The sequence below is a fragment of the Stutzerimonas sp. S1 genome (assembly GCF_025966695.1).
In the GTDB taxonomy this organism is placed as follows: Bacteria; Pseudomonadota; Gammaproteobacteria; order Pseudomonadales; family Pseudomonadaceae; genus Stutzerimonas.
Window position 1 is genome coordinate 114,476 of the sequence record NZ_JAOEIY010000008.1, and the last position, 24,832, is coordinate 139,307.

Below are 24,832 nucleotides of genomic sequence, written 5' to 3' on the forward strand. Positions count from 1 at the left end.
GCTGATGGCCGCCTTCGAATATCTCGCGCTAGATGCGCGTGGCCGCGAGCAGAAGGGCCTGATCGAAGCCGACAGCCCGCGTCAGGCGCGCCAGCTGCTGCGCGACAAGCAGTGGGCGCCGCTGGAGGTGAAGCAGGCCAAGTCCAAGGAGGATGTCAGTCGCGGCGGTTTCAGCTTCGGTCGTGGCCTGTCGGCGCGCGATCTGGCGCTGGTCACCCGCCAGCTGGCGACGCTGGTGCAGGCGGCACTGCCGATCGAGGAAGCCCTGCGCGCGGCGGCGGCGCAGTCCACCTCGGCGAAGATCAAGTCGATGCTGCTGGCCGTGCGCGCGCGGGTGATGGAAGGCCACAGCCTGGCCGCGGCGCTGCGCGAGTATCCGTCGGCCTTTCCCGAGCTCTATCGCGCCACCGTGGCGGCCGGCGAGCACGCCGGCCATCTCGGGCTGGTGCTCGACCAGCTGGCCGACTACACCGACCAGCGTCAGCAGTCGCGGCAGAAGATCCAGCTGGCGCTGCTCTATCCGGTGATCCTGATGGTCGCCTCGCTGGCCATCGTCGTGCTGCTGCTCGGCTACGTGGTGCCGGACGTGGTCAAGGTGTTCGTCAACACCGGCCAGGAGCTGCCGGTGCTGACCCGCGGGCTGATCGCCACCAGCGACGTGGTGAAGAACTGGGGCTGGCTGATCGTGCTCGGCATTACCGCGTTCGTGCTGGCCATGCGTGCGGCGCTGCACGATCCGGCGCTGCGCCAGCGCTGGCATGCGTTCATCCTGCGGATACCGTTGATCGGTCGGTTGAGCCGGGCGACCAACACGGCGCGTTTCGCCTCGACCCTGGCGATCCTCACACGCAGCGGCGTGCCGCTGGTGGAGGCGCTGTCCATCGCCGCCGCGGTGATCGCCAACCTGCGCATCCGCGAGCGGGTGGTCGAAGCGGCGCAGAAGGTCCGCGAAGGCAGCAGTCTGACCCGCGCGCTGGAGGCCACCGGCGAATTCCCGCCGATGATGCTGCACATGATCGCCAGCGGCGAGAAATCCGGTGAACTGGATCAGATGCTGGCGCGCACCGCGCGCAATCAGGAGAACGACCTCGCCGCCCAGGTGTCTCTGCTGGTCGGCCTGTTCGAACCGTTCATGCTGGTGTTCATGGGCGCGGTGGTGCTGGTCATCGTGCTGGCGATCCTGATGCCGATCCTTTCTCTCAACCAACTGGTGGGGTAACGACAATGAAGTTGCAACGACGCACGCAAGGGGGCTTCACCCTCATCGAGATCATGGTGGTGGTGGTCATCCTCGGCATCCTCGCCGCGCTGGTGGTGCCACAGGTGATGAGCCGCCCCGAGCAGGCCAAGGTCACCGTGGCCAAGGGCGACATCAAGGCCGTCGCCGCCGCGCTGGACATGTACAAGCTGGACAACTTCGCCTATCCGAGCACCCAGCAGGGGCTGGAAGCGCTGGTGAACAAGCCCAGCGGCAACCCACAGCCGAAGAACTGGAACCGCGACGGCTACCTCAAGCGCCTGCCCAAGGACCCATGGGGCAACGAATACCAGTACCTGTCGCCGGGCACCCGCGGCCAGTTCGACCTGTACTCCTTCGGCGCCGACGGCAAGCCCGGCGGCTCGGACCTCAACGCGGACATCGGCAACTGGGACCTCTGACTGATGCGCCGGCGCGCCCGCGCCTTCACCCTCATCGAACTGCTGGTGGTCATCGTCCTGTTGGGCATCCTGGTCAGCCTGGCGGTGCTCACCACCGGCAGTTCGAGCACCTCGCGCGAGCTGCGTGACGAGGCCCGGCGGATCGCCGCGCTGATCGGCGTGCTCAGCGACGAGGCGGTGCTCGACAGCCGCGAATACGGCCTGCTGGTCAACCGCGAGAGCTACCGCGTGCTGCGTTACGACGAGGCCGACGCGCGCTGGCGTGAGGTCGAACGGCGCAAGGTGCACCGGCTGCCGGAGTGGATGCGCCTGGAGCTGGAACTGGATGGCACGCCGCTCGAGCTGGTGGCGCCGGTCAGGAAGGCGGACGACCGCGCCGGGCTGAGCGATGCCGACAGCCGCGGGCGCAGCGGCGAGCGCAGCCGCGCACGCAACAACGGCCCGCGGCTGGAACCGCAGCTGCTGATCCTCTCCAGTGGTGAACTGTCGCCGTTCAGCCTGCGCCTGTCCGAGCGCAAGGCCGACGGCAGCACCTGGCTGATCGCCAGCGACGGCCTGCGCCTGCCGCAGGCCGAACTGCTCGAGCACAGGCGATGAGTGCGTCGATGGCCAGGGCCGGCCGCGGCTTCACCCTGCTCGAAGTGCTGGTGGCGCTGGCGATCTTCGCCACCGTCGCCGCCGTGGTGCTCACCGCCGCCGGGCGCAGCCTGAGCAATGCCGGGCGGCTGGAAGAACTGACCCTGGCCGGCTGGATCGCCGACAACCGCCTCACCGAACTGCAGCTGCAGCCGAGCACGCCGGCGCCCGGCCGCGAGACGCGCGACCTCGAATACGCCGGCCGCCAGTGGCAAACCCTCAGCGAGATCGAGGCCAGCAGCGACCCCGGCCTGCTGCGCGTCACCGTCTGGGTCGCGCTGGACGAGCGTCGCGCGCGCAACCGGCCGCTGCCCGAGCGTGCGGTGACCAGCCTCAGCGGCTTCATCGCGGTGCGCCAGGCCGGCAGCGGCCAGCCGGGGCTGGCGCAATGAATTCGCAGCTGCCGCGGCGCATGGCCGGCTTTACCCTGCTCGAACTGCTGATCGCCATCGCCCTGTTCGCCCTGCTTGGCCTCGGCACCTACCGCATGCTCGAGGCGGTGCTGCGCAGCGACGCGGCGACCGCCGAGCAGGAACAGCGCTTGCGCGAGCTGAGCCGCGCGCTGTGGGTGTTCGAGCGCGATCTGCTGCAGGTTGCCGGCCGACCGGTACGTGACAGCTATGGTGACGAGCGCAACGCGCTGATCGGCCAGCTCGAAGGCGATGATGGCGCGCCCGTGCTGGAGCTGACCCGCAGCGGCTGGCGCAACCCTACCGGCCTGCGCCGCGCCAACCTGCAGCGGGTGCGCTGGCGCTTGGCTGGCGAGCGCCTGGAGCGCGTCTACTGGGTGGTGCTCGACCGCGACGTTGACAGCCAGCCGCGCGTGCAGGCGGTGCTCGACGAGGTTCGCGCACTGCAGCTGCGTTACCTCGATGAACAGCAGGCCTGGCATGACGAATGGCCACCCTTCGATTACGGCGCCGGCGGTAGCGAGCAGGCCGCGCAGCGCTTGCCGATCGCCGTCGAGCTGATCCTCGAGCACCCGCGTTACGGCCGCATCAGCCGTCTGCTGCGCTTGCCGGACGGGCCGCCGGAGCAGGCGCAGATGCAGCTGCCGGGCGCCGAGGGCGTGCCTGGCTCGCCCGATGAAGGCGCGCCGGAGCCGCCCGCCGTGGTGCCGCAATGAGGGCGCAACGGGGTGTGGCCCTGATCACCGTGCTGCTGGTGGTGGCGATTGTCACCGTGATCAGCGCGGCGATGGTGGCGCGCCAGCAGCTGGCGATCCGCGCCAGCAGCAACCAGCTGCAGGCGCGCCAGGCCTGGCATTACGCGCTGGGCGGCGAGGCGCTGGCGCAGTCGATCCTGCAGCGCGATGCACGCGCAGGCGGTCAGCCGGCGATCGACCACCTCGGCGAGCCCTGGGCGTTGCCGCGGCCGGCGTTCGCCGTCGACGAAGGGGAGATCCGCGTGCACATCGAGGACTTGGCCGGGCGCTTCAACCTCAACAGCCTGGTGAAGAACGGCCAGGCCAACGCCGCGGCGCTGGCGCAATTCCGTCGCCTGCTGCTGCGCCTGCAGATCACCGCGCCCTACGCCGAACGCCTGGTCGACTGGCTGGACCTCGACCAGCAACCCAGTGGCGAGCTCGGCGCCGAGGACAACGCCTACCTGCTGCTGGACCCACCGTACCGCACGGCCAACCGCCGGCTGTTCGATCTGTCCGAACTGCGCCTGCTGCTGGACATGCGCGACGAGGACTTCCAGCGTCTGGCGCCGCATGTCGCCGCACTGCCCGCCGACAACGGCCTGAACGTCAACACCGCCAGCGCGCTGGTCCTTTCCAGCCTGGGCGACAACCTCAGTCTCGGTGCGGCCGAGGCGCTGGTCGAAGCGCGCCGGGCCGGTGGTTTCCGCGACACCGCGGCGTTTCTTGCGCAGCCGGCCATGGCCGGCAACACGCTGCAGGGCACCGCGCTGGCGGTCGGCAGTCAATTCTTCCAGGTCACCAGCGAAGTCCACCTGGGCGACCGCCGGCTGGCGCTGGTCAGCCTGCTGCAGCGCGAGCAGGACGGTACCGTCCGCGTGCTGGCGCGCAATCTCGGGCAGCCGCCGCGCCTGCCCGAACCAACCGATGAGGGAGAGCGATAGATCATGGACTGCCTGTTTCTGCCCGCCGACTGTGGCGCGCATCTGCAGCCGGAGACGCGCGGCTACTGGCTGCCGCGCGAGGGCAGCGGTGGCTGGCTGAGCCTGGCGCAGTGCGCCGCTGCCGCGCAGGGCGCGGTCACGCTGGTGCTGCCGGCCGAACACTGCAGCGCCTTCGCCGTGGCGCTGCCGACACGCAAGGCACGCTGGCTGCAGCAGGCACTGGCCTACGCCGCCGAGGAGCTGCTGGCGGAAAACGTCGACGAGTTGCATCTGAGCCTCGGCGAGGTGCTGGAAGACGGCCGCCACCGGGTCATTGCGATCCGCCGCGGCCTGCTGGAGGGCTGGTTGCAGCAGTTGCGCGCGCTGGGGCTGCTGATCGTCGCCATTCATGTTGATGCCGATCTGTTGCCGCGTAGCGGCAGCCAGCTGCTCCTGCTCGGCCCGCGCGGCCTGCTCGGTGGCAGCCCGGAAGCGCGTCTGGCCTTTGCCGCCGAGCAGTGGCCGGCGCTGGCCGAGCATTGCCCATCACCCCGCCATGCCCAGGGCGATGGCGAGACGGCGCCGCCGCTGGTGGATGACTACCAGCACCTTGCCGAGCCCTATGCCTGGCTTGCCAGCGGACGGGCGGCGGCGGTCAATCTGGCCCAGGGTGAGTTCGCGATCGACGTCGGCGGCAGTGGCCTGAGCCGCTGGAAGCCGCTATTCGCCACCCTCGGGCTGATCCTGCTGGTACAGCTGGGCTTCAACCTGGCGCAGGGCTGGTACTTCCAGCGTCAGGGCGACCTGCATGCCGACGCCAGCCTGGCGCTGTACCGCGAGCTGTTCCCGGCTGACACGCGCATCGTCAATCTGCGCGCGCAGTTCGATGACCACCTGGCGCGCAGCAGCGGCGCCCAGGTCGGCTTCATGCATCTGCTGGAGCGTGCTGCCAGCGCGGTCGCCGACGGCACGCCGGTGACGGTCGACCGGCTGGACTACAACCATACCCGCGGCGATCTGGCGCTGGAGGTGCGCGCCGCCGATTTCGCCGCGCTGGAACAGCTGCGCCAGCGCCTCAACGAGCAGGGTCAGAGCGTGCAGCTTGGCTCGGCGAGTCGCGACGGCGATGCCGTCAGCGCCCGCGTAGTGATCGGAGGCTGACGATGAATCTCAAGCAGCAACTGGCCGTGCGCCTGACCGACTCCCCGCTGTGGCGGCGCTGGCAACGCCTGGCCCCGCGCGAACGGCTGGCGCTCGGCCTGCTCGCCGCCTTTCTCGTCGTCGTGTTGTTCTACCTGTGGCTATGGCTGCCGGCGCAGCGCCACGCCGCCGCCGCACGTGAGCACTACCAGACACAACGCGAGCTGTACGCCTACCTCGAGCAGAACAGCGAACTGGCACGACAGATGGGGCGTGGCGGCGAGGAAGTGATGCTGGCGCCGGAGGAGTTGCAGGGGCTGGTCACGCAAAGCGCGCAGCAGAGCAACCTGCGTATCGAGAGCTTCGACAGTGGCGCCGACGGCGGTCTGCAGGTCAGCCTGCCGGGCGCCTCCTACACGCTGCTGCTGCGCTGGCTGGCCGAGCTGCAGGCGCTCGGCGTGAGCCTCAGCGAAGTCAGCCTCGAGCGGGCTGGCGAGGGGCTGGTGGATGCGCGGGTGGGGTTGCGCGCGGGCGGCTGAGCGCGGCCCGCGCCCGGCCCTTCAGTGGTGCGGAAAGGGCATGGCCAGCGCGCGCAGGGCGGCTTCGGCAGTGAGCACCTTGGTCACGGCATCGTCGGCCTTCTCGCGGCTGAGGCTGAGGCGATCCAGCAGCTGCTGCGGGATGTCCTGCTCGCCGCCGCTGCCGATGCCACGCTGACGCAGCAGGCGCACGGCCAGGCAGACCAGGTTTGGATAGGCCGCATGCTCGCCGGCATAGCTGGGGTCGTTCTGGAAGCGCAGTGCGTTGGCCACTTCGTCCGGCATGCCCCACAGGCGCATCAGCCAGGCACCGATCTGCTCGCGAGTGATGCCCAGCAGGTGCTGTTCGATGTGGCTGTGGCTCAGGTGCGGGTTGACCTCCTGATGCCGGCAGATCAGCGAGAAGTGCGGCGGGAACACGTGTGCCAGCACCAGATAGCCGAAGTTGTGCAGCAGTCCGGCGAGGTAGCTCAGGCCCATCTCCGGGCGTGCTTCGCGCGGGATCGCGCGCGCCAGGCCTTCGATCACCGCGGCGGTGTAGATCGCCTGTTGCCAGTACGGCGTGGCTTGCTGCGGGTGGTCCTTGGGCAGGCTGAGGGTCTTGCCGAGGGCGAGACCCAGGGCCAGGTTGATCACCAAGTCGAAGCCCAGCACGCGGACGATGGCATCTTCCACCGAGCGGATGCGCCCCGGCGCCGCGTAGTACGGCGACGCCGCCCAGCTGATGACCTGTGCGGCCAGCGCCGGGTCGGTTTCCACCACGCCGGTGATGTCGTCGATGGTGGCTTCCGGCGTGACGCGCAGCTTGATGATGCGCTGCGCGGTGTGCGGCAGCGGCGGAATCTCGATGGTCTGTTCCAGGCGCTGCTGGATGCGCCGCGCGGTGAAGCTCTGCACCGCCAGGGTGATCTCCTCGCGGTCGTCGTCCGGACGGTCCAGATTCGGCCGGATCCGGCTCAGCGGCACGGCGAAGTTGCCCGCGCTGGCCTTGCTCAGCAGGCGCTTGAAATCGCCTCCGGCGACTTCCACCAGCAGCCCGGGCTGGCCCGACTCGACCAGCAGGCGCGGCTGCTGCAGCAGGCATTCTTCGTACAGGCAGGGCGAACTGGTCAGCGGCGGCAGGCCCGGCAGGCGGCTCAGCTCGTGTTTGCCGAGCATGCGCGCCAGACGCTCCGGTTTGACCGCCAGCAGCTGCCGGCCGGTGAGTTCGGCGAGGCGGGCGAGGTCGAGCAGATGGTCCTGGGGAAACAGCACCAGCATCGCGCCGATGCTGTCGTCCAGCAGCACCGCCTGCACCCGCTGGGCCGCTGGGAAATTGGGGCGATCGCGCTGGATCTGGTAGTTCACGCCGAGGTCTTTCAACAGCTTGGTGATCAGAAGCGGCAGTTCGGAGCAGCTTTCGGTATCGACAGCAGAATTCATGAGCGGACCCGTGTTAGTGACCTGCCGGAGTATAGCGAAGCCGTCAGCCGGGGAAGTTGTGGCGACGGATGGTTGTCACACCTGGCCGTATTCCTGGCCATGACGCAGCCAACGCTCAAGCAGCGGGCTGACATGCTGCGGCCAGCGCGCCAGCAACTCCTGGGCGGCGTCGCGCACCGCCGGCAGCAGGTCGGCATCGCGCATCAGGTCGGCGACCTTGAACTGCAAGAGACCGGTCTGGCGGGTGCCGAGCATTTCGCCGGGGCCGCGCAGTTCCAGGTCCTTTTCGGCGATCAGGAAGCCGTCGCAGGTCTCGCGCATGATCGCCAGCCGTTCGCGGCCGAGCTGCGACAGCGGCGGATGGTAGAGCAGCACGCAATGGCTGGCCGCGCTGCCGCGGCCGACCCGCCCGCGCAGCTGGTGCAGTTGGGCCAGGCCCAGACGCTCAGGGTTCTCGATGATCATCAGACTGGCGTTGGGTACGTCGACGCCGACTTCGATGACGGTGGTAGCGACCAAGAGCTGCAGTTCGCCGCGCTTGAACTGCTCCATCACCGCGGCTTTCTCGCCCGGCTTCATGCGCCCGTGGATCAGCCCGACGCGCAGGCCTATGAGCGCCGCCGAGAGGTCTTCAAAGGTGGTTTCCGCGGCCTGGCAGGTGAGTTCCTCGGATTCCTCGATCAGCGTGCACACCCAATAGGCCTGGCGCCCCTCGTTGCAGGCGATGCGCACCCGCTCGATGACTTCCAAGCGGCGGCTGTCGGCGATCACCAGGGTGTTCACCGGCGTGCGACCGGGCGGCAGCTCGTCGAGGATCGAGGTGTCGAGATCGGCGTAGGCGCTCATCGCCAGGGTCCGCGGGATCGGCGTGGCGGTCATGATCAGCTGGTGCGGGCAGAGCCGGCCGTCGATGCCCTTCTGCCGCAGCGCCAGACGTTGCTGCACGCCGAAGCGGTGCTGCTCGTCGATGATCACCAGCGCCAGGCGCTTGAACAGCACCTCGTCCTGGAACAGCGCATGGGTGCCGACCACCATCGGGCAGCCGCCGGCGATCTGTTCCAGCGCGGCGGCGCGGGCCTTGCCCTTGAGCTTGCCGGCCAGCCAGGCGACCTCGATGCCGAGCGGTTCGAGCCACTTGCTGAAGTTGAGAAAGTGCTGCTCGGCGAGGATTTCCGTCGGCGCCATCAGCGCCACCTGATAGCCGGCCTCCAGCGCCTGCAGCGCGGCGAGGGCGGCAACCACGGTCTTGCCGGCGCCAACGTCGCCCTGCACCAGACGCAGCATCGGTTCGTCCTGCGCGAGGTCATAGGCAATCTCGGCGCCAACCCGTTGCTGCGCGCCGGTCGGGCTGAAGCCGAGGTTGGCGAGAAAGCGCTGCGGCAGGGTTTGCGCCGGCGGCAGCGCCGGCGCCTGCTGGGCGCGTACCCGTTCGCGCAGGCGTTGCAGTGACAGCTGGTGGGTCAGCAGTTCCTCGAAGGCCAGCCGGTGTTGCGCCCAGTGACGACCTTCGGCGAGTTCTTCCAGATTGGCGTCGGCCGGTGGGCGGTGCAGGTAGCGCAATGCCTGATCCAGCGGCCCGAGCTGGTAGTCACGCGCCAGCTCGGCGGGCAGCCAGTCCGGCAGGCTGTGCGGGCCGAGCCGCGCCAGCGCCTGCTCGCTGAGATTGCGCAGGCGCTGCTGGGTGAGGCCTTCGGTGGTCGGGTAGATCGGCGTCAGGGTCTGTTCGACGGGCGCCGGTTCGCCGGTGAGCGCGCGGTATTCCGGGTGGTAGATCTCCAGCCCCGAGGCACCAGGGCGTGCCTCGCCATAGCAGCGCAGCTGGGTGCCACGCTTCAGGGCTTCCTTCTGCGCCTGGCTGAAATGGTAGAAGCGCAGACTCAGGGTGCCACTGCCGTCCTGCAGGCGTACCAGCAGGCTGCGCCGGCGGCCCATGACGATATCGGCGCCGCAGACCACGCCCTCGATCACCGCGTCCTGCCCCGGACGTAGCGCGCCGATGGGCACCACGCGGGTGCGGTCCTGGTAGCGCAGCGGCAGGTGGAAGAGCACGTCCTGCAGGGTTTCCAGGCCGACCCTGGCGAGCTTCTCGGCCAGCGCGGCGCCGACGCCCTTGAGTGCGGTGACCGGGACGGTCGCCAGTTCGCTCATGGCCTCAGGCTTTCGCCGCTGGCGGCTTGCCTACCGAACACAGGCGGATCGAGTCGGCGAGGATCTCGATGGCCTTGGGCCGCGGGAAGCTGGCGCGCCAGGCGATCGCCACGGTACGAAAGGGCACCGGCGGGGTCAGCGGACGCACTTCCAGCACGCCGGTGGAGTAATGGTGGCTCTCCACCGCCGACAGCGGCAGGATCGACACGCCCAGGCCCGACGCGACCATGTGGCGGATGGTTTCCAGCGAGCTCGATTCGACCGTGGTGTGGCTCGGTGCCTCGCCCTTGCGGGTGGTCGGGCAGGCTTCGAGCACCTGATCGCGGAAGCAGTGGCCTTCGCCGAGCAGCAGCAGGCTCTTGTCGTTGAGCATCTCGGCGTCGATGGTTTCCTTCGCCGTCCACGGGTGGTCGGCCGGCATCAGCACGTAGAACGGCTCGTCGTAGAGCGGCTTGGTCAGCACGTCGGCTTCCTGGAACGGCAGCGCGATGATGATCGCGTCCAGCTCACCGGTGCGCAGCTTGTCGCGCAGGATATGGGTGAAGTTTTCCTCGATGTACAGCGGCATGTCCGGCGCCACGCGGTGCAGCTGCGGGATCAGGTGCGGGAACATGTACGGGCCGACGGTGTAGATGGCGCCGACCTTGAGCGGCGCGGCCAGCTGGTTCTTGCCGACCTGGGCCAGCTCGCGGATGCTCTGCGCCTGCTCCAGCACTTTCTGCGCCTGGGTGACGATGCCCTCGCCGACCGGGGTCAGACGCACCGCGCTCTTGGTGCGTTCGAAGATCAGCACGCCCAGCTCGTCCTCGAGCTTCTTCACGCCGACCGAGAGGGTCGGCTGACTGACGTGGCAGCGCTCAGCGGCGCGGCCGAAGTGCTGTTCCTGGGCGAGGGTGACGATGTAGCGCAGTTCGGTCAGGGTCATAGTCAGCGTCCATTAGGTTGGCGCCAAGCATAGCCTTTGCGTGGCGGTCTAACCAACTGCGCAAGCAGCCGCGGGAAGCCGGTCGCGCTGTATTGCCACGCGCTTTTCCGGCGACTGCTTGCCAATCGACGTGTAGCGCCGCCACGGCGCTACACTGCGCATCACAGGATGGCCATGCGGTTTCGGTGTATTGCCGGAGGATGAGGGATGGGCAAGCGTTATTCGGTATTGATCGCCGGGTGTGGCGATGTGGGATGCCGTCTCGGTCTGCAGCTGAGTCGTGCGGGCTGGCGGGTGTATGGCATGCGCCGGGAAGCCGCCGGCCTGCCGGTGCCGATTCTGCCGGTCAAGGGTGACCTGAGCAGCGCCGAGTGTCCGCGTACCTGGCCGAATGGCGAGCTGGACTATCTGGTCTACGCCGCCTCGGCCAGCCAGCACGACGAGGCAGGCTATCGGCAGGCCTATGTCGACGGCGTGCGGCATGTGCTCGACTGGCTGGAGCAGCGCGGCCAGCGGCCGCGGCGGCTGTTGTTCGTCTCCAGTACCGGTGTCTACGGCCAGCACGATGGTGAGTGGATCGACGAGACCTCGGCCACCGAACCCAGCGGCTACACCGGCCGGGTGATGCTGGAGGCCGAGCGCCAGGTGCTCGGCTGCGGGCTGCCGGCGACAGTGGTGCGCATGGGCGGGCTGTACGATCCGGCGCGGCCGTGGATGCAGAATCAGGTGCGCGCCGGCCTGCGCGTCGAGCGCGATCCGCCGCAGTACAGCAACCGCCTGCACCGCGACGACGCCGCCGCGCTGCTGGCGTTCCTGCTGCAGGCTGATGCGCGTGGCGAGCCGCTGGACGATTGCTACCTGGGCGTCGATGACGATCCGGCGCCGCTGCACGAGGTGGTCGACTGGCTGCGCGCGCGCCTCGGCGTCACTCAGTGGGCCGAGCAGAGCATGACCCGCCGCGCCGGCAGCAAGCGCTGCAGCAATGCCCGTGCCCGCGCGCTCGGCTGGGCGCCGCAGTACTCCAGCTATCGCAACGGCTATGCCGCGCTCGGCGAGCGGCGTGACTGACGGCAACCGCCTGCTGGCGCGGCCCTGGCTACCCGGCGTGGAGCTGTTCCATGCCGATTTCTCCGGCCAGCCGTTCGGTCGTCATAGTCACGATGCGTTCGCCATCGGCGCCATCCTCCACGGCGTCGGCGGCTACCAATGCCGCGGCGCGCGCCATGCGCTGCCGGCCGGCACGCTGTCGTTGATGAATCCGCAGGAGCCGCACACCGGCCACGCCGAGTCGCCGCGGCTGATCTACCGCATGCTCTACGTCGAGGAGGCGCGGCTGCCGGCACTGCTCGGGCGCAAGCAGCTGCCGCGCGGCTTTCGCCAGCTCAATCCGGCCGACGATGGCGCCGTGGCCGCCGGCCTGGCACAACTGGCCGTCGATTTCCAGTACGGCGACGCGCTCGGCCTGGAGAGCCGCCTGCTGCATCTGCTGGAACTGGTGTTCACCCGCCACGGCGGTCTGCGACCGATGCAGGCGGCACGGCGCGACGGCGGCACGGTCGCTGCGCTGCGCGATTACCTCGAGCAGCATTACGCCGAGGCGGTCAGCCTGCAGGCGCTGGCCGAGCAGCTGCAGCGCCATCCGCGTCATCTGATCGAAGCCTTCCGCCGCGCCTACGGCGTGCCGCCGCATACCTGGCTGCTGCAGCGGCGCATCCGCGAGGCCAAGCGCCGCCTGCTCGACGGCGAGGCGCTGGTCGAGCTGGCGCTGGGCTTGGGCTTCTACGATCAGGCGCACTTCAGCGGCACCTTCCGCCGCTTCACCGGTGTCACGCCGGGGCAGTTCCGCGCCACCGCGCGCGCCTGAGTTTCTTCCAAGACCGCCGCCGGCCGCTGCCGGCAGTCTGGCCGTCCCTGTCGAAGGAGGCGGTCATGCTCGGGTTGTTTCTGCTGGTTGCCGGTACGCATTTCGCCGCCTTGCTGTCGCCGGGGCCGGACTTCTTCCTGCTGATCCGCGCGGCGTTGCTGCATGGCCGGCGGCAGGCCGATGGCTGCGCGGCCGGCATCGCCCTGGCGAATTTGCTGTCGATGCTGCTGGTGCTGCTCGCCCTGGCAGCGCTGCCGGGCGCCAATGGCTGGCTGTGGCGCAGCTTGCAGCTGCTCGGCGGCGGCTATTTCTGCTGGCTCGGCGGCCAGGCGCTGCTGGCCCGGCGCGAGCTGCAACTACCGGACGGCGCCGGCGAGACCGGTGGGCGCTGGCGGGCCGGCTTCGTCCAGGGTCTGCTGGCCAGCAGCCTGAATCCCAAGCTGCCGCTGTTCTATGCCGGCTTGTTCGGCGTGCTGCGCGAAGCCGCCGTGCCCGGTTGGGGGCTGGCGCTGGCCATGAGCTGGATGGCGGCGGTGGTGCTCGGCTGGGACCTGGCCCTGGTGCGCCTGCTCGGCCACGTGCGCTGGCGCGGCTGGCTGCGCCGGCGGGTGCGCACGCTCGATCGTCTGTGCGGTGCGTTGCTGCTGGCGCTCGGTGGCTGGTTGCTGATCACCGGCGTGCCGCGGTGACGGCCGGCGCATGCAGTCCGTCGGCCCGGCGGCAACTCTGCCGCGGCGGGACTTACTAAAACTCAGACGACACGTCGCACAGCAGGAGCGGCAGTACCCCGCGCAGTCAGCGAGGCACAGGGAGATCACCGAGGCGGCGCCCCGACCCCCGATCAGGAGATGCCCATGAGAGCTCTACGCTGGCACGGCAAGCACGACATCCGCTGCGACGACCACCTCCCCGACCCCACCATCGAAGATGGGCGCGACGCCATCATCAAGGTGTCGTCCTGCGCCATCTGCGGCTCGGACCTGCACCTGTACGACGGCTTCATGCCGGGCATGAAGCACGGCGACATCATGGGCCACGAGTTCATGGGCGAGGTGATAGAAGTCGGCGCGGGCAACAAGAAGCTCAAGGTCGGCGACCGCGTGGTGGTGCCGTTCACCATCGTCTGCGGCGAATGCGAGCAGTGCCGGCGCGGCAACTTCTCGGTCTGCGAGCGCAGCAACCGCAACAAGGACATCGCCGACAAGGTTTTCGGCCACACCACCGCCGGCCTGTTCGGCTACACCCACCTCACCGGCGGCTATGCCGGCGGCCAGGCCGAATACGTGCGCGTGCCCTATGCCGACGTCGGCCCGGTGGTGATCCCCGACGGCCTGACCGACGAGCAGGTGCTGTTCCTCGGCGACATCCTGCCCACCGGCTGGCAGGCCGCGGCGCAGTGCGACATCCAGCCGACCGACACGGTGGCAGTGTGGGGCGCCGGCCCGGTCGGCCAGTTCGCCATCCGCAGCGCGGTGATGATGGGCGCCGAGCAGGTGATCTGCATCGACAACGTGCCGGAGCGGCTGTCCATGGCGCGTGCCGGCGGGGCGATCACCATCAATTTCGACGAGGAAAGCGTGGTCGAGCGTCTCGCCGAGCTGACCCGCGGCAAGGGCCCGGAGAAATGCATCGACTCGGTGGGCATGGAGGCGCACGCGGCGCGCTCCATCGATTCGATGTACGACCGCGCCAAGCAGGCGCTGATGCTCGAGACCGACCGCCCGCACGTGTTGCGCGAGATGATCTACGTCTGCCGTCCGGCCGGCATCCTCTCGATTCCCGGCGTCTACGGCGGACTGATCGACAAGATCCCGTTCGGCGCGGCGATGAACAAGGGGCTGACCTTCCGCATGGGCCAGACCCACGTCAACCGCTGGACCGATGACCTGCTCCGGCGCATCCAGGAGGGCCAGATCGACCCCAGCTTCGTCATCACCCACACGGTCAGCCTCGAACAGGGTCCGGAGATGTACAAGACCTTCCGCGACAAGCATGACGGCTGCATCAAGGTGGTCCTCAAACCCTGAAGCAGGTCGTGTGAAAGCTACTGCGCTCGGCCAGGCTGCGTTAAAGACAGGCTCAAAATGCTCATTTACAACTCGTAAACTCCGCTTTTTCGCCTGTCTTTGCCTTGCCTGACCATCGCTCGCTACGTTTTCACACGGCCCGCAGATCGCCGATCCCTACGGTAGGGATCGGCCTGCGAACATATCGAGCGAGGAGTCTTCATGAGCACTGCACGGCAAGTTACCCGGCCCAATAATTCGGCACGCTCGCTGGCGCGCGGGCTGGGCTGGTTCAGCATCGGCCTGGGCGTGGTCCAGCTGGTCGCGCCGCGTCAGGTCGCGCGCTTCATCGGCATGCCCGGCAGCGACGGGCTGATCCGTGCCTGCGGCCTGCGTGAAATCGCCACCGGCGTCGGCATCCTGCTAGCGGACGATCCCAAGCCCTGGATCTACGGGCGCATCGGCGGCGATGCGCTGGACCTCGGCTGCCTCGGCTGGAGCATCGAGCACGGCCGCGAGCCGGCCAATGCGGCCATCGCTGCCGGCGCGGTGGCGGGCATCACCACGCTCGACATGGGCTGCGCGCGAGCGCTGGATGCCGAGCGGTTGCCGACCACCGAGTGGGATTTCGGCGACCGCAGCGGCTTTCCCAACGGCACGGCGCAGGCGCGCGGCTCGGTGGACGCCGAGTTTGCCGCGGCGCGTGCCGAGCCCAACGGCTATCCGCCAGCGCAGCTGCACTAGCGACTCGGATTACCCTGGCGCGGCGCCCCAGGGTGGTGGATAAGGCTGCGCCGTTATCCACCCTACCGCCACGACGTATCGCGAGCGAGTGTCCGGCGGCATACGGTGACGTGCGGCGCTGGCGCGATTTTTTGCTAAGGTGGCCGGCCGTTCCGGTCGCGCGCCTGTGGCGTGCGGCCCTGTCTGTGAGTAGTCATGTCGTCGGTCGTCAATGTCGTCCTGCCGGTCTTCGCGCTGATCCTGCTCGGCTTTGTGTGTCGCCGCAGCGGGCGCATGGGGCCGACCGGTGCCTCCGAACTCAATCGTTTCGTCGTCTGGCTGGGCCTGCCGGCGCTGCTGTTCAGCGTGGTCGCGACCTCGACCTGGGCGCAGCTCTGGCAGCCCGGTTTCATCGCCGCCTTCACCGTCGGCTGCCTCGGCGTGTTCGCCTTCACGCTCGGCTATCGCCTGCTGCAGAAACAGCCGCTGGTCGATGCCAGCCTGGATGCGCTAGGCGCGTCCTATGCCAACACCGGCTATGTGGGCATTCCGCTGTGCATGCTGGTGCTCGGCGACGAGGCGCTGCAGCCGGCGATGGTCGCCTCGATCGTGGTGGTCTGCGTGCTGTTCGCCATCGCCCTGGCCTGTGTCGAGACCGGGCTGCACGCCGGGCAGGGCTTGCTGCGCACGCTGGGCAAGGTGAGCTGGGCGCTGGTGCGCAACCCGCTGGTGGTCGCCCCGCTGCTCGGCGCGCTGTGGGCTGCCAGTGGCGCACAGTTGCCGGTGCCGCTGGCGACCCTGCTCAAGCTGCTGGGAGCGGCGGCGGCGCCCTGTGCGCTGGTGTCGCTGGGGCTGTTCCTTGCCCAGCCGCAGCCGACCGGCAAGGTGCGGGGGGTGTGGCCGCTGGTGGGGCTGAAGCTGGTGGTGCAGCCGCTGATCACCTGGTATCTGGCATTCCAGGTGTTCGAGCTGCCGACCCTCTGGGCCTATTCGGCGCTGCTGCTCAGCGCGCTGCCCACCGGCACCGGCCCGTATATGCTGGCCGAATTCTATGGCCGCGAAGGCTCGCGGGTGTCGCGGGTGGTGCTGCTGTCGACGCTGGGCTCGCTGATCAGCCTGTCGCTGATCCTGGTGCTGTTGCCGGTCTGATCTGCGGGCTCACTTGGCGCGTGGATAAGCCTGCGGCGTTATCCACCCTACGCTGGACCTGCCGTAGGGTGGATGGCCACCCCGTGGAAAACCGCGAAGCGTTTTCCACGCGCTATCCACACGCTAACGGTCAGCTCACCGGCCGCGTCACTTCCAGCACTACGGCGGCGATGCGGTCGCAGCGGGTGTAGGCGCCGCCGAGCAGTTCCTCGCCGAACACGTCCGGGTCCACTTCGCGATAGGTCCAGCTGCAGGCGCTGCCGTCTAGGCGCTGGCGCGCCTCGGCAAGGAACGGGTCCTGGTTGTCCAGCATGGCAACGCCGGTGTACAGCAGCAGCGTGCCACCCGGCGCCAGACGGCCGAGCGCGGCGTCGAGAATCGCCAGCGACAGCCCGGCGCCCAGCGGTCCGCCGCCGTGACGGTAGGCGCGCTCGCCGGGATCGACCAGATAGGGCGGATTGGCCAGGATCAGATCGAACTCGCCATCGACGGCGCTCAGCAGGTCGCTGTGTTGGGCGCGCAGGTTGTCGGCGCCGGCCAGCGCCGCGTTGATGCGCGTCAGGCGCAGCGCCTGCGGATTGATATCCACCGCCAGCACCTCGGCCTGCGGCCGTGCCAGCGCTGCGAGAATGGCGCCGGCACCGCTGCCGCAGCCGATGTCCACCACCCGGCGTACCTCGCCGCTGCGCTCGTCGAGGTGGGCGCGGATGGCGCTGGCGAAGCGGTAGGTATCCGGGCCGAAGAACACCGCGTCCGGCGTATCGGTGGGAAACGCCGAGTGCACGAACAGCTGGCCGTCCAGGCTCGACAGCCGCACCCGGCTGCGCCAGCGCGTCTGACAGGGTTCGAGCAGGTCGGCCTGGTCCATCAGGCTGAACAGGAGTGGCGGCAGCAGTTCGTGCTGGAACGGCCGGCTCCAGCCGAACACGCCGGGCAGATCCACGGCCAGTGCGTTCTCCGGGCGCTGGTTGACCCGCTGGTGAGTCAGCGGCGTCGGGGTGATGAAGTGGTAGCCGCGCGTTCGCAGTTCCCGGGCCAGATGCAGCAGTGCGCGATCCTGCGCGGTTTCGGTCGACATGAGATATCCCTGGCGAGTCGCCTTGATCAGTTGAACAGTTCGCTGAACAGCCGCGTGGCCAGCAGGCCGGCGACGCTGTGATGGCGGTTGGGTGCCAGCAGCGGCACGAGGTGGCGCATGCGCGCGGCGCGGCTCGGCAGTTGCGCCAGCTGCTGCTGCAGCAACTCGGTTTCGGCATCGAAATCGCCACTGGCCGCTGCCTGCCCCTGCGCTGGCCGGATGGCTGCGCGGTGGTCGGGATGCAACCGCCCGGCGCCACGCTGACCGAAGGGACGACGGCGAGCCGGCTCTTGTGCGGCCAGCCAGTCGCCGGCGATCCAGTCGTGGATCAGCTGCTGCTCGTGGCCGCTGAAGACGCCGAACATCGCCGCCTGTTCGCCGCTGATCAGCTGCCAGAAGCGACTTTCCTGCGGGTTGCGGCCGCGCTTGATCCAGCCGCGTTGTTCGAGGGTCGCGAGAAACTGCGGAATCAGCGTCGGCTCGGCCAGCCACTGATTGACCGTGCGGCCATCGAAGCGACAGTAGTCCGAATGCACGAACTGGCCGACCGAGGCCTTCTTCTCGAGGATGCGCAGCACCTCCTGCCCGAGATCGAAGCCTTCGATCACCGACAGTGTGCTGGCGCCCAGTTCGTTGAGCCGATAGCCGTTGATCACCCGGCGGTAGAACTCGCCGCTGTCGCCGACCTGCGGCCAGGCGGCGCGCAGGCCCTGCACGGCCTTGCGCGCATGGCCGTTGTCGGCGTTGTCGACGGTGACGTGCAGGGTGAAGTAGTAGGGGTCGATGCCCAGCTCGGTCAGTTCATAGGACGTGATCAGCAGGTGCAGCGGCAGCTGCTCGTAGCCCAGGTTGAAGCCGATCACCTCCGGCAGGAAATGCTCGGCATGCGTCGCCAGCGCCAGCTGGATGGCACCCTGGACGAAGTGCTCGTCGTCCAGCTGCTGCCAGTCGTCGCAACCCTGGCTGGCGAGCAGCTTGCGGTAGAGCACCACGTGGTTCTGTTCCGCCACGCCGTCGCCGAGTTCTTCCAGATAGGTCCGGATCAGCGCGGTGAAGCGCGGGTCGTCCCAGCGCTGCAGCAGGCCGTAGAGCCAGGCGCCATCGACCAGCTTGGTCGGCGCCACGCCGCGTAGGAAGTGCAGCGCATGCGCCTTGCTGGCGAAGTAGCGGCGTGGGGCACCGCGGCGGCGCTCGGCGAGATAACGCTGATACTGTCCGCCGACCCGTGCGGTGTGGGCATCCAGCCACGCATCCAGCTCGGCCGGATCGCCCGGCAGGTCGCACGGCAGCGCGGCGGCGGCTTCCAGCTGACGCTGCAGATAGTGCGCGGCGGCTTCGTGGCGGCTGTCATCGACGACGGGGTCGAGCAGGGCGAAATACAGGGCGCGGGACTCCGCGGGCGGACGCGGATCGGCGACGTGCGGCGGAGTGGGCAGGCTGTGAAGGGTCATCGGCATGGTCTTGTTCGGGCGGCAGTCTTGTTGGTTTTGGGCCGGCGACGGCGGAAATTAGTTCAGCTCAACCGCCGAGCGGCCCATGCGCCGCCCGCCGCGCGGTTTGCAACTTCCCGTGCGCCGGTCCTCACTAAGTCAATGGCCGGCAGCCGCCGGCGCGATCCAGCAGCGGAGGACAGACGGAATGAACAGCGAGCAGAGCGGCCGCGAGAGCATCGAGTCCATCGATCAGAGCGGCGACGCCCACGAACAGAATCCGGAAACCACCATCACCCACGGTGAAGTCGCCGGCGGCGACGAGGCCGACGTGCCGGGCGGTACCTACAACGTGCCGCCGGAGCTGGCCGATGAGCTCAGCAACGAAGAGGCCGTGCACGACAAGCAGGGGCCGGACGACGCCCGCTAGCGGGCGAAACGGCGACTGGTGCACGGTTTTCGACGGCGGGCCTTAAACGCTGGCCGCGGGCGGTCGCCTGTTGGCTGTCATACATCGGCCGCGTGTTGCGCATGCATCGCTGCGCGCCGCCCTGCGTCCAGCGACCGGAGCAACGGACATGCGCCAACACAGCCGCCTCAGCTTTCGCCACATCAGCCGCATCCAGGTGACCAACCGCCTGAACGGTGAGCCGATGGGCTATGTCGCCGACCTGTCGCTGGGCGGCTTGCGCCTGGTGGCGCGGCAGCCGCTGGCGGTCGGCGGTTGCTACGACATGGTGCTGCACGTGCCGGAGCACGGCGAGCGCGTGCGCGAGGTGCCGGTGGTGGTGATCTGCCAGTGGTCGCGCAAGGATTCGCGGCGCGACAGCTTCGAGATGGGCTTCGCCCTCGACCGCCCGGCGCCGGGCTTCACCACGCTGGTCGCGCAGCTGCTGCCCAAGCGCCGCTGAGGCACGCGCCGGTCAACCGAGCGTGCCGAGGATGTTCACGCCGACGCGGTCGGGTATCTCGTTCTGCGACAGCACGTGCAGCCCCGGGCTGAACACCCGCGCATAGCGCGCCAGCAGCGGGCGCAGCTGCGGCATCACGGTGAGGATCGGCGGGTGGCCGTCCTTGCGCAGTTTCTCCTTCACCACCGGCATGCTGTTCTGCAGCTGGTTGAGCAGGCTCGGTTCCACCGGGATGTTGTCCAGGCTGACCTGGCCGGCCTGCTGGGCGATGGCCAGGGCGTTGAGCAGGGTGTTCTCCAGCGCGTTCTCCAGCACGAATACGGTCAGCTCGCGACGGTCGCCGGCGATCATCGAGACGATGCTGCGGCGCAGCGCGTAGCGCACGTCGGCGGCCAGCAGCACCGGGTCCTTGGTGGTTTCGCTGCATTCGAGCAGGGTGCTGGCGATGGTCTCGATGTCGCGCAGCGGCACCTCTTCCTGCAGCAGCTGGCGGTAGACACGCATCTGCTGGGTGTAGCTCAGCGCCGCCTTGAGGCTTTCCGCCAGCTTGGGTGCCTGCAGGGTCAGGCGCTGCATCAGGTGCTCGACGTCATCGTGCTTGAACAGCTCGGGCAGGTGTTCGCGCACCACCTTGTTCAGGTGGGTGGCGATCACGCTGGCACAGTCGATCACCTGATAGCCGAGGTTGAGCGCGCGCGGCTTGTCGCTGGGCTGGATCCACACCACCTGCATGCGGTAGGCCGGATCGGTGCCGAGGATGCCGTCAATCTCGCCGTACAGCTCCGGCGAGGGAATCGCCATCAGCCGGTCGGCGTGCAGCTCGGCGCCGTCGATCTTCTCGCCGTTGATGTAGATGTCGTACTGCGAGGCCTTGAGCCTGAGGCTGTCGCGGATCTGCACCTCCGGCAGGAGGAAGCCCAGGTGTTCGGAGAGCGTCTGCCGCACGCCGCGCACCCGCGCTGGCAGCGGTGCGCCGGACGCCTCGTTGACCAATCCGACCAGCTTGTAGCCGAGCGAAATCGACAGCCGCTCGACCAGCGGAATGTCTTCCCAGGCCAGGCTCTGCGCCTTTTCCTTGTCCATCGCCTGGCCGAGCGCCTGGATCTCCTTGAGATCGGCGCCGGCCGCCGGTGGCGCCTGCAGCGACACCCGCCAGCCGATGAAACCGACCAGCGCGGCAAAGCCGAGGAACGCCAGGTGCGGCATGCCCGGCACCATGCCGAGCACGGCAAGAATGCCGGCGACGGTGTATAGCGTCGCCGGGTTGGCCAGCAGTTGGCGCTGCACCTGGCTGGTGATGTCGCTGGATTCGTTGATGCGGGTGACGATGATTGCCGCTGCGGTGGACAGCAGCAGCGCCGGAATCTGCGCCACCAGGCCGTCACCGATGGTCAGCAGGGCGTACTGGCGGAAGGCCTCGCCGGCATCCAGTGCGTAGACGAACACGCCGATGGCGAAGCCGCCGAACAGGTTGATCAAGAGGATCAGGATGCCGGCGATGGCGTCGCCGCGGACGAACTTCGAGGCACCGTCCATCGCGCCGTAGAAGTCGGCTTCCTTGGCCACTTCCTGGCGCCGCGCCTTGGCTTCGTCCTGGGTCAGGGTGCCGGCGTTGAGGTCGGCGTCGATGGCCATCTGCTTGCCCGGCAGGGCGTCGAGGGTGAAGCGCGCGGTCACTTCCGAGATGCGCTCGCCGCCCTTGGTGATGACGATGAAGTTGATGATCATCAGGATCACGAACACCACCAGGCCGACGATGAAGTTGCCGCCGATCACCACCTCGCCGAAGGCTTCGATCACCTTGCCCGCCGCGCCGGTGCCGGTGTGGCCCTCGAGCAGCACCACCCGCGTCGAGGCGACGTTCAGGCACAGGCGCAGCAGCGTGGTGACCAGGATCACCGTGGGGAACAGCGAGAAGTCCAGCGGACTCTTCGACGATACGCTGACCAGCAGCACCAGGATCGCCATGGCGATGTTGAAGGTGAACAGGATATCCAGCAGCTGCGGCGGCAGCGGCAGGATGATCATCGCCAGGATCGACAGGATCAGCAGGGGAATGCCGATCCGGCCACTGCGCAAGGTCGGCGTGAGTTTCTGCATCAGGCTCATGAGCGGGCTCGGTTGAACAGTTCTTCGGGAATGGGAATGTGCCTGGCGAGTTCAGGGCGCGCCTGGCGGCGGCCCTGCTTCCAGGCCTTGAGCTGGAGGATGTAGGTCAGCACGTGGGCCACCGCGGTATACAGCGGCGCCGGGATCTGCTGGTTGACCTGGGTACTGAAGTAGATCGCCCGCGCCAGCGGCGGCAGCTCGATCACCTCGCAGTGATTGGCCTGCGCCATCTTGCGGATGTACAGCGCCATCTCGTCGACGCCGCGGGCGATGACGAACGGCGTCTCGGCCTTCTTCGGGTCGTACTTGAGCGCCACCGCATAGTGCGTCGGGTTGACGATCACTACGTCGGCGGTCTTGATCACCTTGCTGATCTGCCGCTGCGCCAGCTGGCGCTGCAGCTGCTTGATGCGCGCTTTCACCTCGGGGCGGCCTTCCTGGTTCTTGTGCTCTTCCTTGCGCTCCTGCTTGGTCATGCGCATTTTCTTGAGGAAGAAGAAGCGCTGCAGCGGGATGTCGATGAAGGAGAACAAGACGAACACCAGTAGCAGCGAGATCGCCAGGTCGAAGGTCAGGGCGAAGGCGCTGCCGATGGCGTTGCCGATATCGGTGCGCTGCAGCGCGATCAGCTGCGGCGCGGCATGCAGCAACTGCCAGACGCCTATGCCGAGCAGCGTGGCGATCTTCAGCAGCGACTTGGCCAGCTCGCTCCAGTTCTGCGCGCCGAACATGCGGCCCAGGCCGGTGATGGGATTGAGCTTGCCGAAGTTGGGCGCGAAGTTCTTCGAGGCGAACACCCAGCCGCCCGGCACCAGCGCGAAGACGATCACCAGCAGCGGCGTCAGCAGCAGCGGCAGCAGCACCCAGATGAACACCAGCAGGTTGTGCAGCATCACCAGCTTGAGGTCGTCGAGGCCGATCTCGCTGTGGCCGAAGTTGATGAACGAGTAACTGAAGCTCTGCTGGATGCCGTCGAAGAACAGGCCGATGCTCAGCTTGAGCACCAGTAGCGTGATCAGCAGCGACACGGTGGTGGCGACATCCTTGGAGCGTGCGACCTGGCCGTCGCGCTTGCTCTTGCGCAGTTTCTGCTCGGAGGCCTCTTCGGTTTTGTCCTGGGCGCTGTTCTGCTCAGACATGCGCAGCGCTCCCGAGCAGCACGCCGAGCTTGTCCAGCAGGTCGCGGGTCAGGTGCAGGTAGGCCTCGGCGAGGTTCGGCAGGGTCAGCGCGATCAGCGTCAGCCCGGCGAGGATCGCCATCGGAAAGCCCAGCGAGAACAGGTTCATCGCCGGCGAGATGCGGTTGAGCAGACCGAAGCAGAACTGCACCAGGGTCATGCAGAAGACGATCGGCAGGGCGATCAGCAGCGCCGCCGAGAGCACCCAGGCCAGCGACCAGGCGATGGTCTGCAGGCCGTCCCAGTGGATGCCGCTGCCGATCGGCCAGTGCACGAAGCTCTGGTAGAGGATGCTCACCGTCACCAGATGGCCATCGATGCTGAAGAACAGCAGCGCCAGCATGATGAAATACAGCTGATAGACGATCGAGGCCGAGGACACGCCGTTCATAGGGTCGTTGAGCAGCGCCATCGACAGCCCGAGCTGGGTCGAGACGATGTCGCCGATCAGGGTGAACACGGTGAACACCAGCAGCAGCGCCAGCCCCAGCAACAGCCCCATCGCCACCTGCTCGATGGCGGTGAGCAGGCCGGCCGGCGACAGCGGATCGAGCACTGGCGGTGCCGGCAACGCGGCGCTCAGCACCAGCGTCAGCGCCAGCGCCAGCAGCACCCGCACGCGCACCGAAATGGCCTTGTGGCTGAACAGCGGCGCCAGGCTGAACACCGCCATGATCCGGCAGAACGGCCACCAGTAGGCCTGCAGCGACTGCAGGTACTGGCCGGCGTGCAGCAGGGCGTCGTGGTTCATGCTCAGCCCACCAGGCGCCCGGCTTGCTGGAACGTCTCGATGAACAGATCGGAGAGCGTGCGCAGGATCCAGTGGCCGGCGAACACCAGCATGCCGAGGGTGATCAGCAGCCGCGGGAGGAAGCTGAGCATCTGTTCGTTGATCTGCGTGGCAGCCTGGAAAATGCTGATCAACAGGCCGCCGAGCAGGCTCGGCACGATCAGCACGCAGACCACCAGCACGATGATGTGGATGGCATTGGAGACGATGTTGACGGCGGTGTCGGGGGTCAGCATTGGGGCACCTTGGCGGTGGGCGTTTGGTACGGGCCGGGGTGGCGCGGCAACCGGCATGCGGGCGTGGTGCTTGGTGCGGGTGGCGCCTTCTGTGCGCTCGTCTGGCCAAGAGCCGTAGGGTGGAAAACCGCGAAGCGTTTTCCACCTTGTTGGGCGCCTATGTCTGAGAACGGCGCAGCGCTTTCCTCGGCCCGGGCTACCGGTTGCGCCTTGCACGGCGCGTCACTTTCTCTTGTCTCGCCAAGAGAAAGTGACCAAAGAGAAGGCGCCCCCTGCATCCGGGTCTGGTCGCTGCGCGCCCAGACTTCCCTCACTCCGGCGCCGCTCCGGGGGCACGCCACGAAGGGACATCCCTGTCCCTTCGTGACTCGCTCGGCGTCCATGCCTCGCGTCCCCCTGCGCAACGCCTGCGTTCGGCCTCCTGAAGGGGATTCCGATTCGAGTCGCCTGAAAGAGCAGTGGCTGGCTTCGCTTTGCTTTTCCATGCACGGCCTGGCAGGCAACACCACTCTTCCCCTTGCAGATGGCCGAGTGGAACCAGCGCGCAGGGGGACGAGCGGCATGGATGCCGCGAGAGGACTAGGCGTCCCCGCGATAAAGGGCCAGGGATGGCCCTTGTACGCCGGCCCCCGGAGTGCTGGCAGAAGGAGGGAAGTCCGGGGGCGAAGCTCCCGGACCCGAATGAAGGGGCGCGCTTTCTTTTGCTTACTTTTCTTTGCGCGTGCAAAGAAAAGTGAGGCGCCGTGCAAGGCGCAACCTGTAGTGCCGGCCGAGGAAAGCGCCGCGCCGGACACAAACCTACACGCCACCTGTGGTGGAAAA

The 24,832-nt window shown here is 68.1% G+C and carries 25 protein-coding genes; 16 read left to right on the forward strand and 9 right to left on the reverse strand.

Annotated elements, in window-relative coordinates; all coding sequences use genetic code 11:
- Positions 1-4 precede the first annotated feature (4 nt).
- The 8 genes from xcpS to N8H22_RS18200 are packed head-to-tail and all read left to right on the forward strand — an operon-like array spanning position 5 to position 6,041.
- Complete coding sequence (gene xcpS / locus N8H22_RS18165; protein ID WP_264591907.1) at positions 5-1,219, forward strand: GspF family T2SS innner membrane protein variant XcpS; 1,215 nt, start codon at positions 5-7, stop codon at positions 1,217-1,219.
- 5 nt (positions 1,220-1,224) lie between these two features.
- Positions 1,225-1,659 carry a type II secretion system major pseudopilin GspG gene (gene gspG / locus N8H22_RS18170; protein ID WP_008567466.1) on the forward strand — a complete coding sequence of 145 codons (435 nt, stop codon included), beginning with the start codon at positions 1,225-1,227 and terminating at the stop codon, positions 1,657-1,659.
- Positions 1,660-1,662: 3 nt separating this feature from the next.
- Complete coding sequence (gene gspH, locus N8H22_RS18175; RefSeq protein WP_264591908.1) at positions 1,663-2,256, forward strand: type II secretion system minor pseudopilin GspH; 594 nt, start codon at positions 1,663-1,665, stop codon at positions 2,254-2,256.
- Positions 2,253-2,687, forward strand: coding sequence for a type II secretion system minor pseudopilin GspI (gene gspI / locus N8H22_RS18180; RefSeq protein ID WP_272890891.1), 435 nt, complete (start codon positions 2,253-2,255; stop codon positions 2,685-2,687). The genes gspH and gspI overlap by 4 nt, the downstream gene beginning before the upstream one ends.
- On the forward strand, positions 2,684-3,421 hold the full coding sequence (gene gspJ / locus N8H22_RS18185) for a type II secretion system minor pseudopilin GspJ (RefSeq protein ID WP_264591909.1): 738 nt from the start codon (positions 2,684-2,686) through the stop codon (positions 3,419-3,421). The genes gspI and gspJ overlap by 4 nt, the downstream gene beginning before the upstream one ends.
- Positions 3,418-4,383 carry a type II secretion system minor pseudopilin GspK gene (gspK, locus tag N8H22_RS18190; protein WP_264591910.1) on the forward strand — a complete coding sequence of 322 codons (966 nt, stop codon included), beginning with the start codon at positions 3,418-3,420 and terminating at the stop codon, positions 4,381-4,383. The genes gspJ and gspK overlap by 4 nt, the downstream gene beginning before the upstream one ends.
- Positions 4,384-4,386: 3 nt before the next feature.
- The gene (gene gspL, locus N8H22_RS18195) at positions 4,387-5,523 is read left to right on the forward strand and encodes a type II secretion system protein GspL (RefSeq protein WP_264591911.1); all 1,137 of its coding nucleotides are present in this window, start codon (positions 4,387-4,389) and stop codon (positions 5,521-5,523) included.
- A gap of 2 nt (positions 5,524-5,525) precedes the next feature.
- Positions 5,526-6,041 (forward strand): type II secretion system protein M, encoded by a 516-nt coding sequence (locus N8H22_RS18200; protein ID WP_264591912.1) that lies wholly within the window; start codon positions 5,526-5,528, stop codon positions 6,039-6,041.
- A 21-nt stretch (positions 6,042-6,062) separates the two neighbouring features.
- Here the strand turns inward: N8H22_RS18200 and N8H22_RS18205 are convergent, their stop codons facing one another.
- The 3 genes from N8H22_RS18205 to N8H22_RS18215 form a co-directional block, all read right to left on the reverse strand.
- Positions 6,063-7,463 carry an aminoacyl-tRNA deacylase and HDOD domain-containing protein gene (locus tag N8H22_RS18205; protein WP_264591913.1) on the reverse strand — a complete coding sequence of 467 codons (1,401 nt, stop codon included), beginning with the start codon at positions 7,461-7,463 and terminating at the stop codon, positions 6,063-6,065.
- A gap of 75 nt (positions 7,464-7,538) precedes the next feature.
- Positions 7,539-9,611 (reverse strand): ATP-dependent DNA helicase RecG, encoded by a 2,073-nt coding sequence (gene recG, locus N8H22_RS18210; RefSeq protein ID WP_264591914.1) that lies wholly within the window; start codon positions 9,609-9,611, stop codon positions 7,539-7,541.
- Positions 9,612-9,615: 4 nt separating this feature from the next.
- Entirely contained in the window at positions 9,616-10,536 is a 921-nt protein-coding gene (locus N8H22_RS18215; RefSeq protein WP_264591915.1) for a hydrogen peroxide-inducible genes activator, read from the reverse strand.
- 207 nt (positions 10,537-10,743) lie between these two features.
- Here N8H22_RS18215 and N8H22_RS18220 point away from each other — a divergent pair, with 207 nt between their 5' ends.
- From N8H22_RS18220 to N8H22_RS18245, 6 genes are all read left to right on the forward strand, one after another.
- Positions 10,744-11,604 (forward strand): NAD-dependent epimerase/dehydratase family protein, encoded by an 861-nt coding sequence (locus N8H22_RS18220; protein ID WP_264591916.1) that lies wholly within the window; start codon positions 10,744-10,746, stop codon positions 11,602-11,604.
- Positions 11,576-12,400 (forward strand): AraC family transcriptional regulator, encoded by an 825-nt coding sequence (locus N8H22_RS18225; protein ID WP_264591917.1) that lies wholly within the window; start codon positions 11,576-11,578, stop codon positions 12,398-12,400. Before N8H22_RS18220 ends, N8H22_RS18225 begins: the two co-directional genes overlap by 29 nt.
- A 65-nt stretch (positions 12,401-12,465) precedes the next feature.
- A complete protein-coding gene (locus tag N8H22_RS18230; protein WP_264591918.1) occupies positions 12,466-13,089 on the forward strand; it encodes a LysE family translocator in 624 nt (207 codons plus the stop codon).
- A gap of 165 nt (positions 13,090-13,254) precedes the next feature.
- On the forward strand, positions 13,255-14,427 hold the full coding sequence (locus N8H22_RS18235; RefSeq protein ID WP_264591919.1) for a zinc-dependent alcohol dehydrogenase: 1,173 nt from the start codon (positions 13,255-13,257) through the stop codon (positions 14,425-14,427).
- 201 nt (positions 14,428-14,628) lie between these two features.
- Positions 14,629-15,150: a transcriptional regulator gene (locus tag N8H22_RS18240; RefSeq protein WP_264591920.1), complete on the forward strand. Its 522-nt coding sequence runs from the start codon at positions 14,629-14,631 to the stop codon at positions 15,148-15,150.
- Between the two features lie 195 nt (positions 15,151-15,345).
- Complete coding sequence (locus tag N8H22_RS18245) at positions 15,346-16,278, forward strand: AEC family transporter (protein WP_264591921.1); 933 nt, start codon at positions 15,346-15,348, stop codon at positions 16,276-16,278.
- 130 nt (positions 16,279-16,408) lie between these two features.
- Here the strand turns inward: N8H22_RS18245 and N8H22_RS18250 are convergent, their stop codons facing one another.
- A complete protein-coding gene (locus N8H22_RS18250) occupies positions 16,409-17,356 on the reverse strand; it encodes a class I SAM-dependent methyltransferase (protein ID WP_264591922.1) in 948 nt (315 codons plus the stop codon).
- A gap of 26 nt (positions 17,357-17,382) precedes the next feature.
- Entirely contained in the window at positions 17,383-18,813 is a 1,431-nt protein-coding gene (locus N8H22_RS18255) for an iron-containing redox enzyme family protein (RefSeq protein ID WP_264591923.1), read from the reverse strand.
- A gap of 181 nt (positions 18,814-18,994) precedes the next feature.
- Between N8H22_RS18255 and N8H22_RS18260 the strand changes: the two genes are divergently transcribed.
- Together N8H22_RS18260 and N8H22_RS18265 are read left to right on the forward strand one after the other, a co-directional pair.
- Positions 18,995-19,216, forward strand: a complete 222-nt coding sequence (locus tag N8H22_RS18260) for a hypothetical protein (RefSeq protein ID WP_264591924.1) — start codon at positions 18,995-18,997, stop codon at positions 19,214-19,216.
- 148 nt (positions 19,217-19,364) lie between these two features.
- On the forward strand, positions 19,365-19,697 hold the full coding sequence (locus tag N8H22_RS18265; RefSeq protein ID WP_264591925.1) for a PilZ domain-containing protein: 333 nt from the start codon (positions 19,365-19,367) through the stop codon (positions 19,695-19,697).
- 12 nt (positions 19,698-19,709) lie between these two features.
- On the opposite strand, the gene N8H22_RS18270 is transcribed toward N8H22_RS18265, so the two are convergent.
- From N8H22_RS18270 to N8H22_RS18285, 4 genes are read right to left on the reverse strand one after another with little or no spacing between them, the layout of a single operon-like run.
- Positions 19,710-21,806, reverse strand: a complete 2,097-nt coding sequence (locus N8H22_RS18270) for a flagellar biosynthesis protein FlhA (RefSeq protein ID WP_264591926.1) — start codon at positions 21,804-21,806, stop codon at positions 19,710-19,712.
- Positions 21,803-22,945: a flagellar type III secretion system protein FlhB gene (locus tag N8H22_RS18275; RefSeq protein WP_264591927.1), complete on the reverse strand. Its 1,143-nt coding sequence runs from the start codon at positions 22,943-22,945 to the stop codon at positions 21,803-21,805. Before N8H22_RS18275 ends, N8H22_RS18270 begins: the two co-directional genes overlap by 4 nt.
- On the reverse strand, positions 22,938-23,735 hold the full coding sequence (gene fliR, locus N8H22_RS18280) for a flagellar biosynthetic protein FliR (RefSeq protein WP_264591928.1): 798 nt from the start codon (positions 23,733-23,735) through the stop codon (positions 22,938-22,940). The genes N8H22_RS18275 and fliR overlap by 8 nt, the downstream gene beginning before the upstream one ends.
- A gap of 2 nt (positions 23,736-23,737) precedes the next feature.
- Entirely contained in the window at positions 23,738-24,010 is a 273-nt protein-coding gene (locus N8H22_RS18285) for a flagellar biosynthetic protein FliQ (protein ID WP_008567494.1), read from the reverse strand.
- Positions 24,011-24,832 lie beyond the last annotated feature (822 nt).

Excerpts from the sequence above, each read along its gene's own strand:
- N8H22_RS18235 (WP_264591919.1), top strand. The coding sequence starts at position 13,255 with ATGAGAGCTCTACGCTGGCACGGCAAGCACGACATCCGCTGCGACGAC.
- N8H22_RS18200 (WP_264591912.1), top strand. The coding sequence starts at position 5,526 with ATGAATCTCAAGCAGCAACTGGCCGTGCGCCTGACCGACTCCCCGCTG.
- recG (WP_264591914.1), bottom strand. The coding sequence starts at position 9,611 with ATGAGCGAACTGGCGACCGTCCCGGTCACCGCACTCAAGGGCGTCGGC.
- N8H22_RS18205 (WP_264591913.1), bottom strand. The coding sequence starts at position 7,463 with ATGAATTCTGCTGTCGATACCGAAAGCTGCTCCGAACTGCCGCTTCTG.
- N8H22_RS18275 (WP_264591927.1), bottom strand. The coding sequence starts at position 22,945 with ATGTCTGAGCAGAACAGCGCCCAGGACAAAACCGAAGAGGCCTCCGAG.
- N8H22_RS18265 (WP_264591925.1), top strand. The coding sequence starts at position 19,365 with ATGCGCCAACACAGCCGCCTCAGCTTTCGCCACATCAGCCGCATCCAG.
- N8H22_RS18255 (WP_264591923.1), bottom strand. The coding sequence starts at position 18,813 with ATGCCGATGACCCTTCACAGCCTGCCCACTCCGCCGCACGTCGCCGAT.
- fliR (WP_264591928.1), bottom strand. The coding sequence starts at position 23,735 with ATGAACCACGACGCCCTGCTGCACGCCGGCCAGTACCTGCAGTCGCTG.
- N8H22_RS18260 (WP_264591924.1), top strand. The coding sequence starts at position 18,995 with ATGAACAGCGAGCAGAGCGGCCGCGAGAGCATCGAGTCCATCGATCAG.
- gspI (WP_272890891.1), top strand. The coding sequence starts at position 2,253 with ATGAGTGCGTCGATGGCCAGGGCCGGCCGCGGCTTCACCCTGCTCGAA.
- xcpS (WP_264591907.1), top strand. The coding sequence starts at position 5 with ATGGCCGCCTTCGAATATCTCGCGCTAGATGCGCGTGGCCGCGAGCAG.
- gspK (WP_264591910.1), top strand. The coding sequence starts at position 3,418 with ATGAGGGCGCAACGGGGTGTGGCCCTGATCACCGTGCTGCTGGTGGTG.
- N8H22_RS18230 (WP_264591918.1), top strand. The coding sequence starts at position 12,466 with ATGCTCGGGTTGTTTCTGCTGGTTGCCGGTACGCATTTCGCCGCCTTG.
- N8H22_RS18250 (WP_264591922.1), bottom strand. The coding sequence starts at position 17,356 with ATGTCGACCGAAACCGCGCAGGATCGCGCACTGCTGCATCTGGCCCGG.
- N8H22_RS18215 (WP_264591915.1), bottom strand. The coding sequence starts at position 10,536 with ATGACCCTGACCGAACTGCGCTACATCGTCACCCTCGCCCAGGAACAG.
- N8H22_RS18220 (WP_264591916.1), top strand. The coding sequence starts at position 10,744 with ATGGGCAAGCGTTATTCGGTATTGATCGCCGGGTGTGGCGATGTGGGA.
- N8H22_RS18225 (WP_264591917.1), top strand. The coding sequence starts at position 11,576 with ATGCCGCGCTCGGCGAGCGGCGTGACTGACGGCAACCGCCTGCTGGCG.
- N8H22_RS18240 (WP_264591920.1), top strand. The coding sequence starts at position 14,629 with ATGAGCACTGCACGGCAAGTTACCCGGCCCAATAATTCGGCACGCTCG.
- gspL (WP_264591911.1), top strand. The coding sequence starts at position 4,387 with ATGGACTGCCTGTTTCTGCCCGCCGACTGTGGCGCGCATCTGCAGCCG.
- gspG (WP_008567466.1), top strand. The coding sequence starts at position 1,225 with ATGAAGTTGCAACGACGCACGCAAGGGGGCTTCACCCTCATCGAGATC.
- gspJ (WP_264591909.1), top strand. The coding sequence starts at position 2,684 with ATGAATTCGCAGCTGCCGCGGCGCATGGCCGGCTTTACCCTGCTCGAA.
- N8H22_RS18245 (WP_264591921.1), top strand. The coding sequence starts at position 15,346 with ATGTCGTCGGTCGTCAATGTCGTCCTGCCGGTCTTCGCGCTGATCCTG.
- N8H22_RS18270 (WP_264591926.1), bottom strand. The coding sequence starts at position 21,806 with ATGAGCCTGATGCAGAAACTCACGCCGACCTTGCGCAGTGGCCGGATC.
- gspH (WP_264591908.1), top strand. The coding sequence starts at position 1,663 with ATGCGCCGGCGCGCCCGCGCCTTCACCCTCATCGAACTGCTGGTGGTC.
- N8H22_RS18285 (WP_008567494.1), bottom strand. The coding sequence starts at position 24,010 with ATGCTGACCCCCGACACCGCCGTCAACATCGTCTCCAATGCCATCCAC.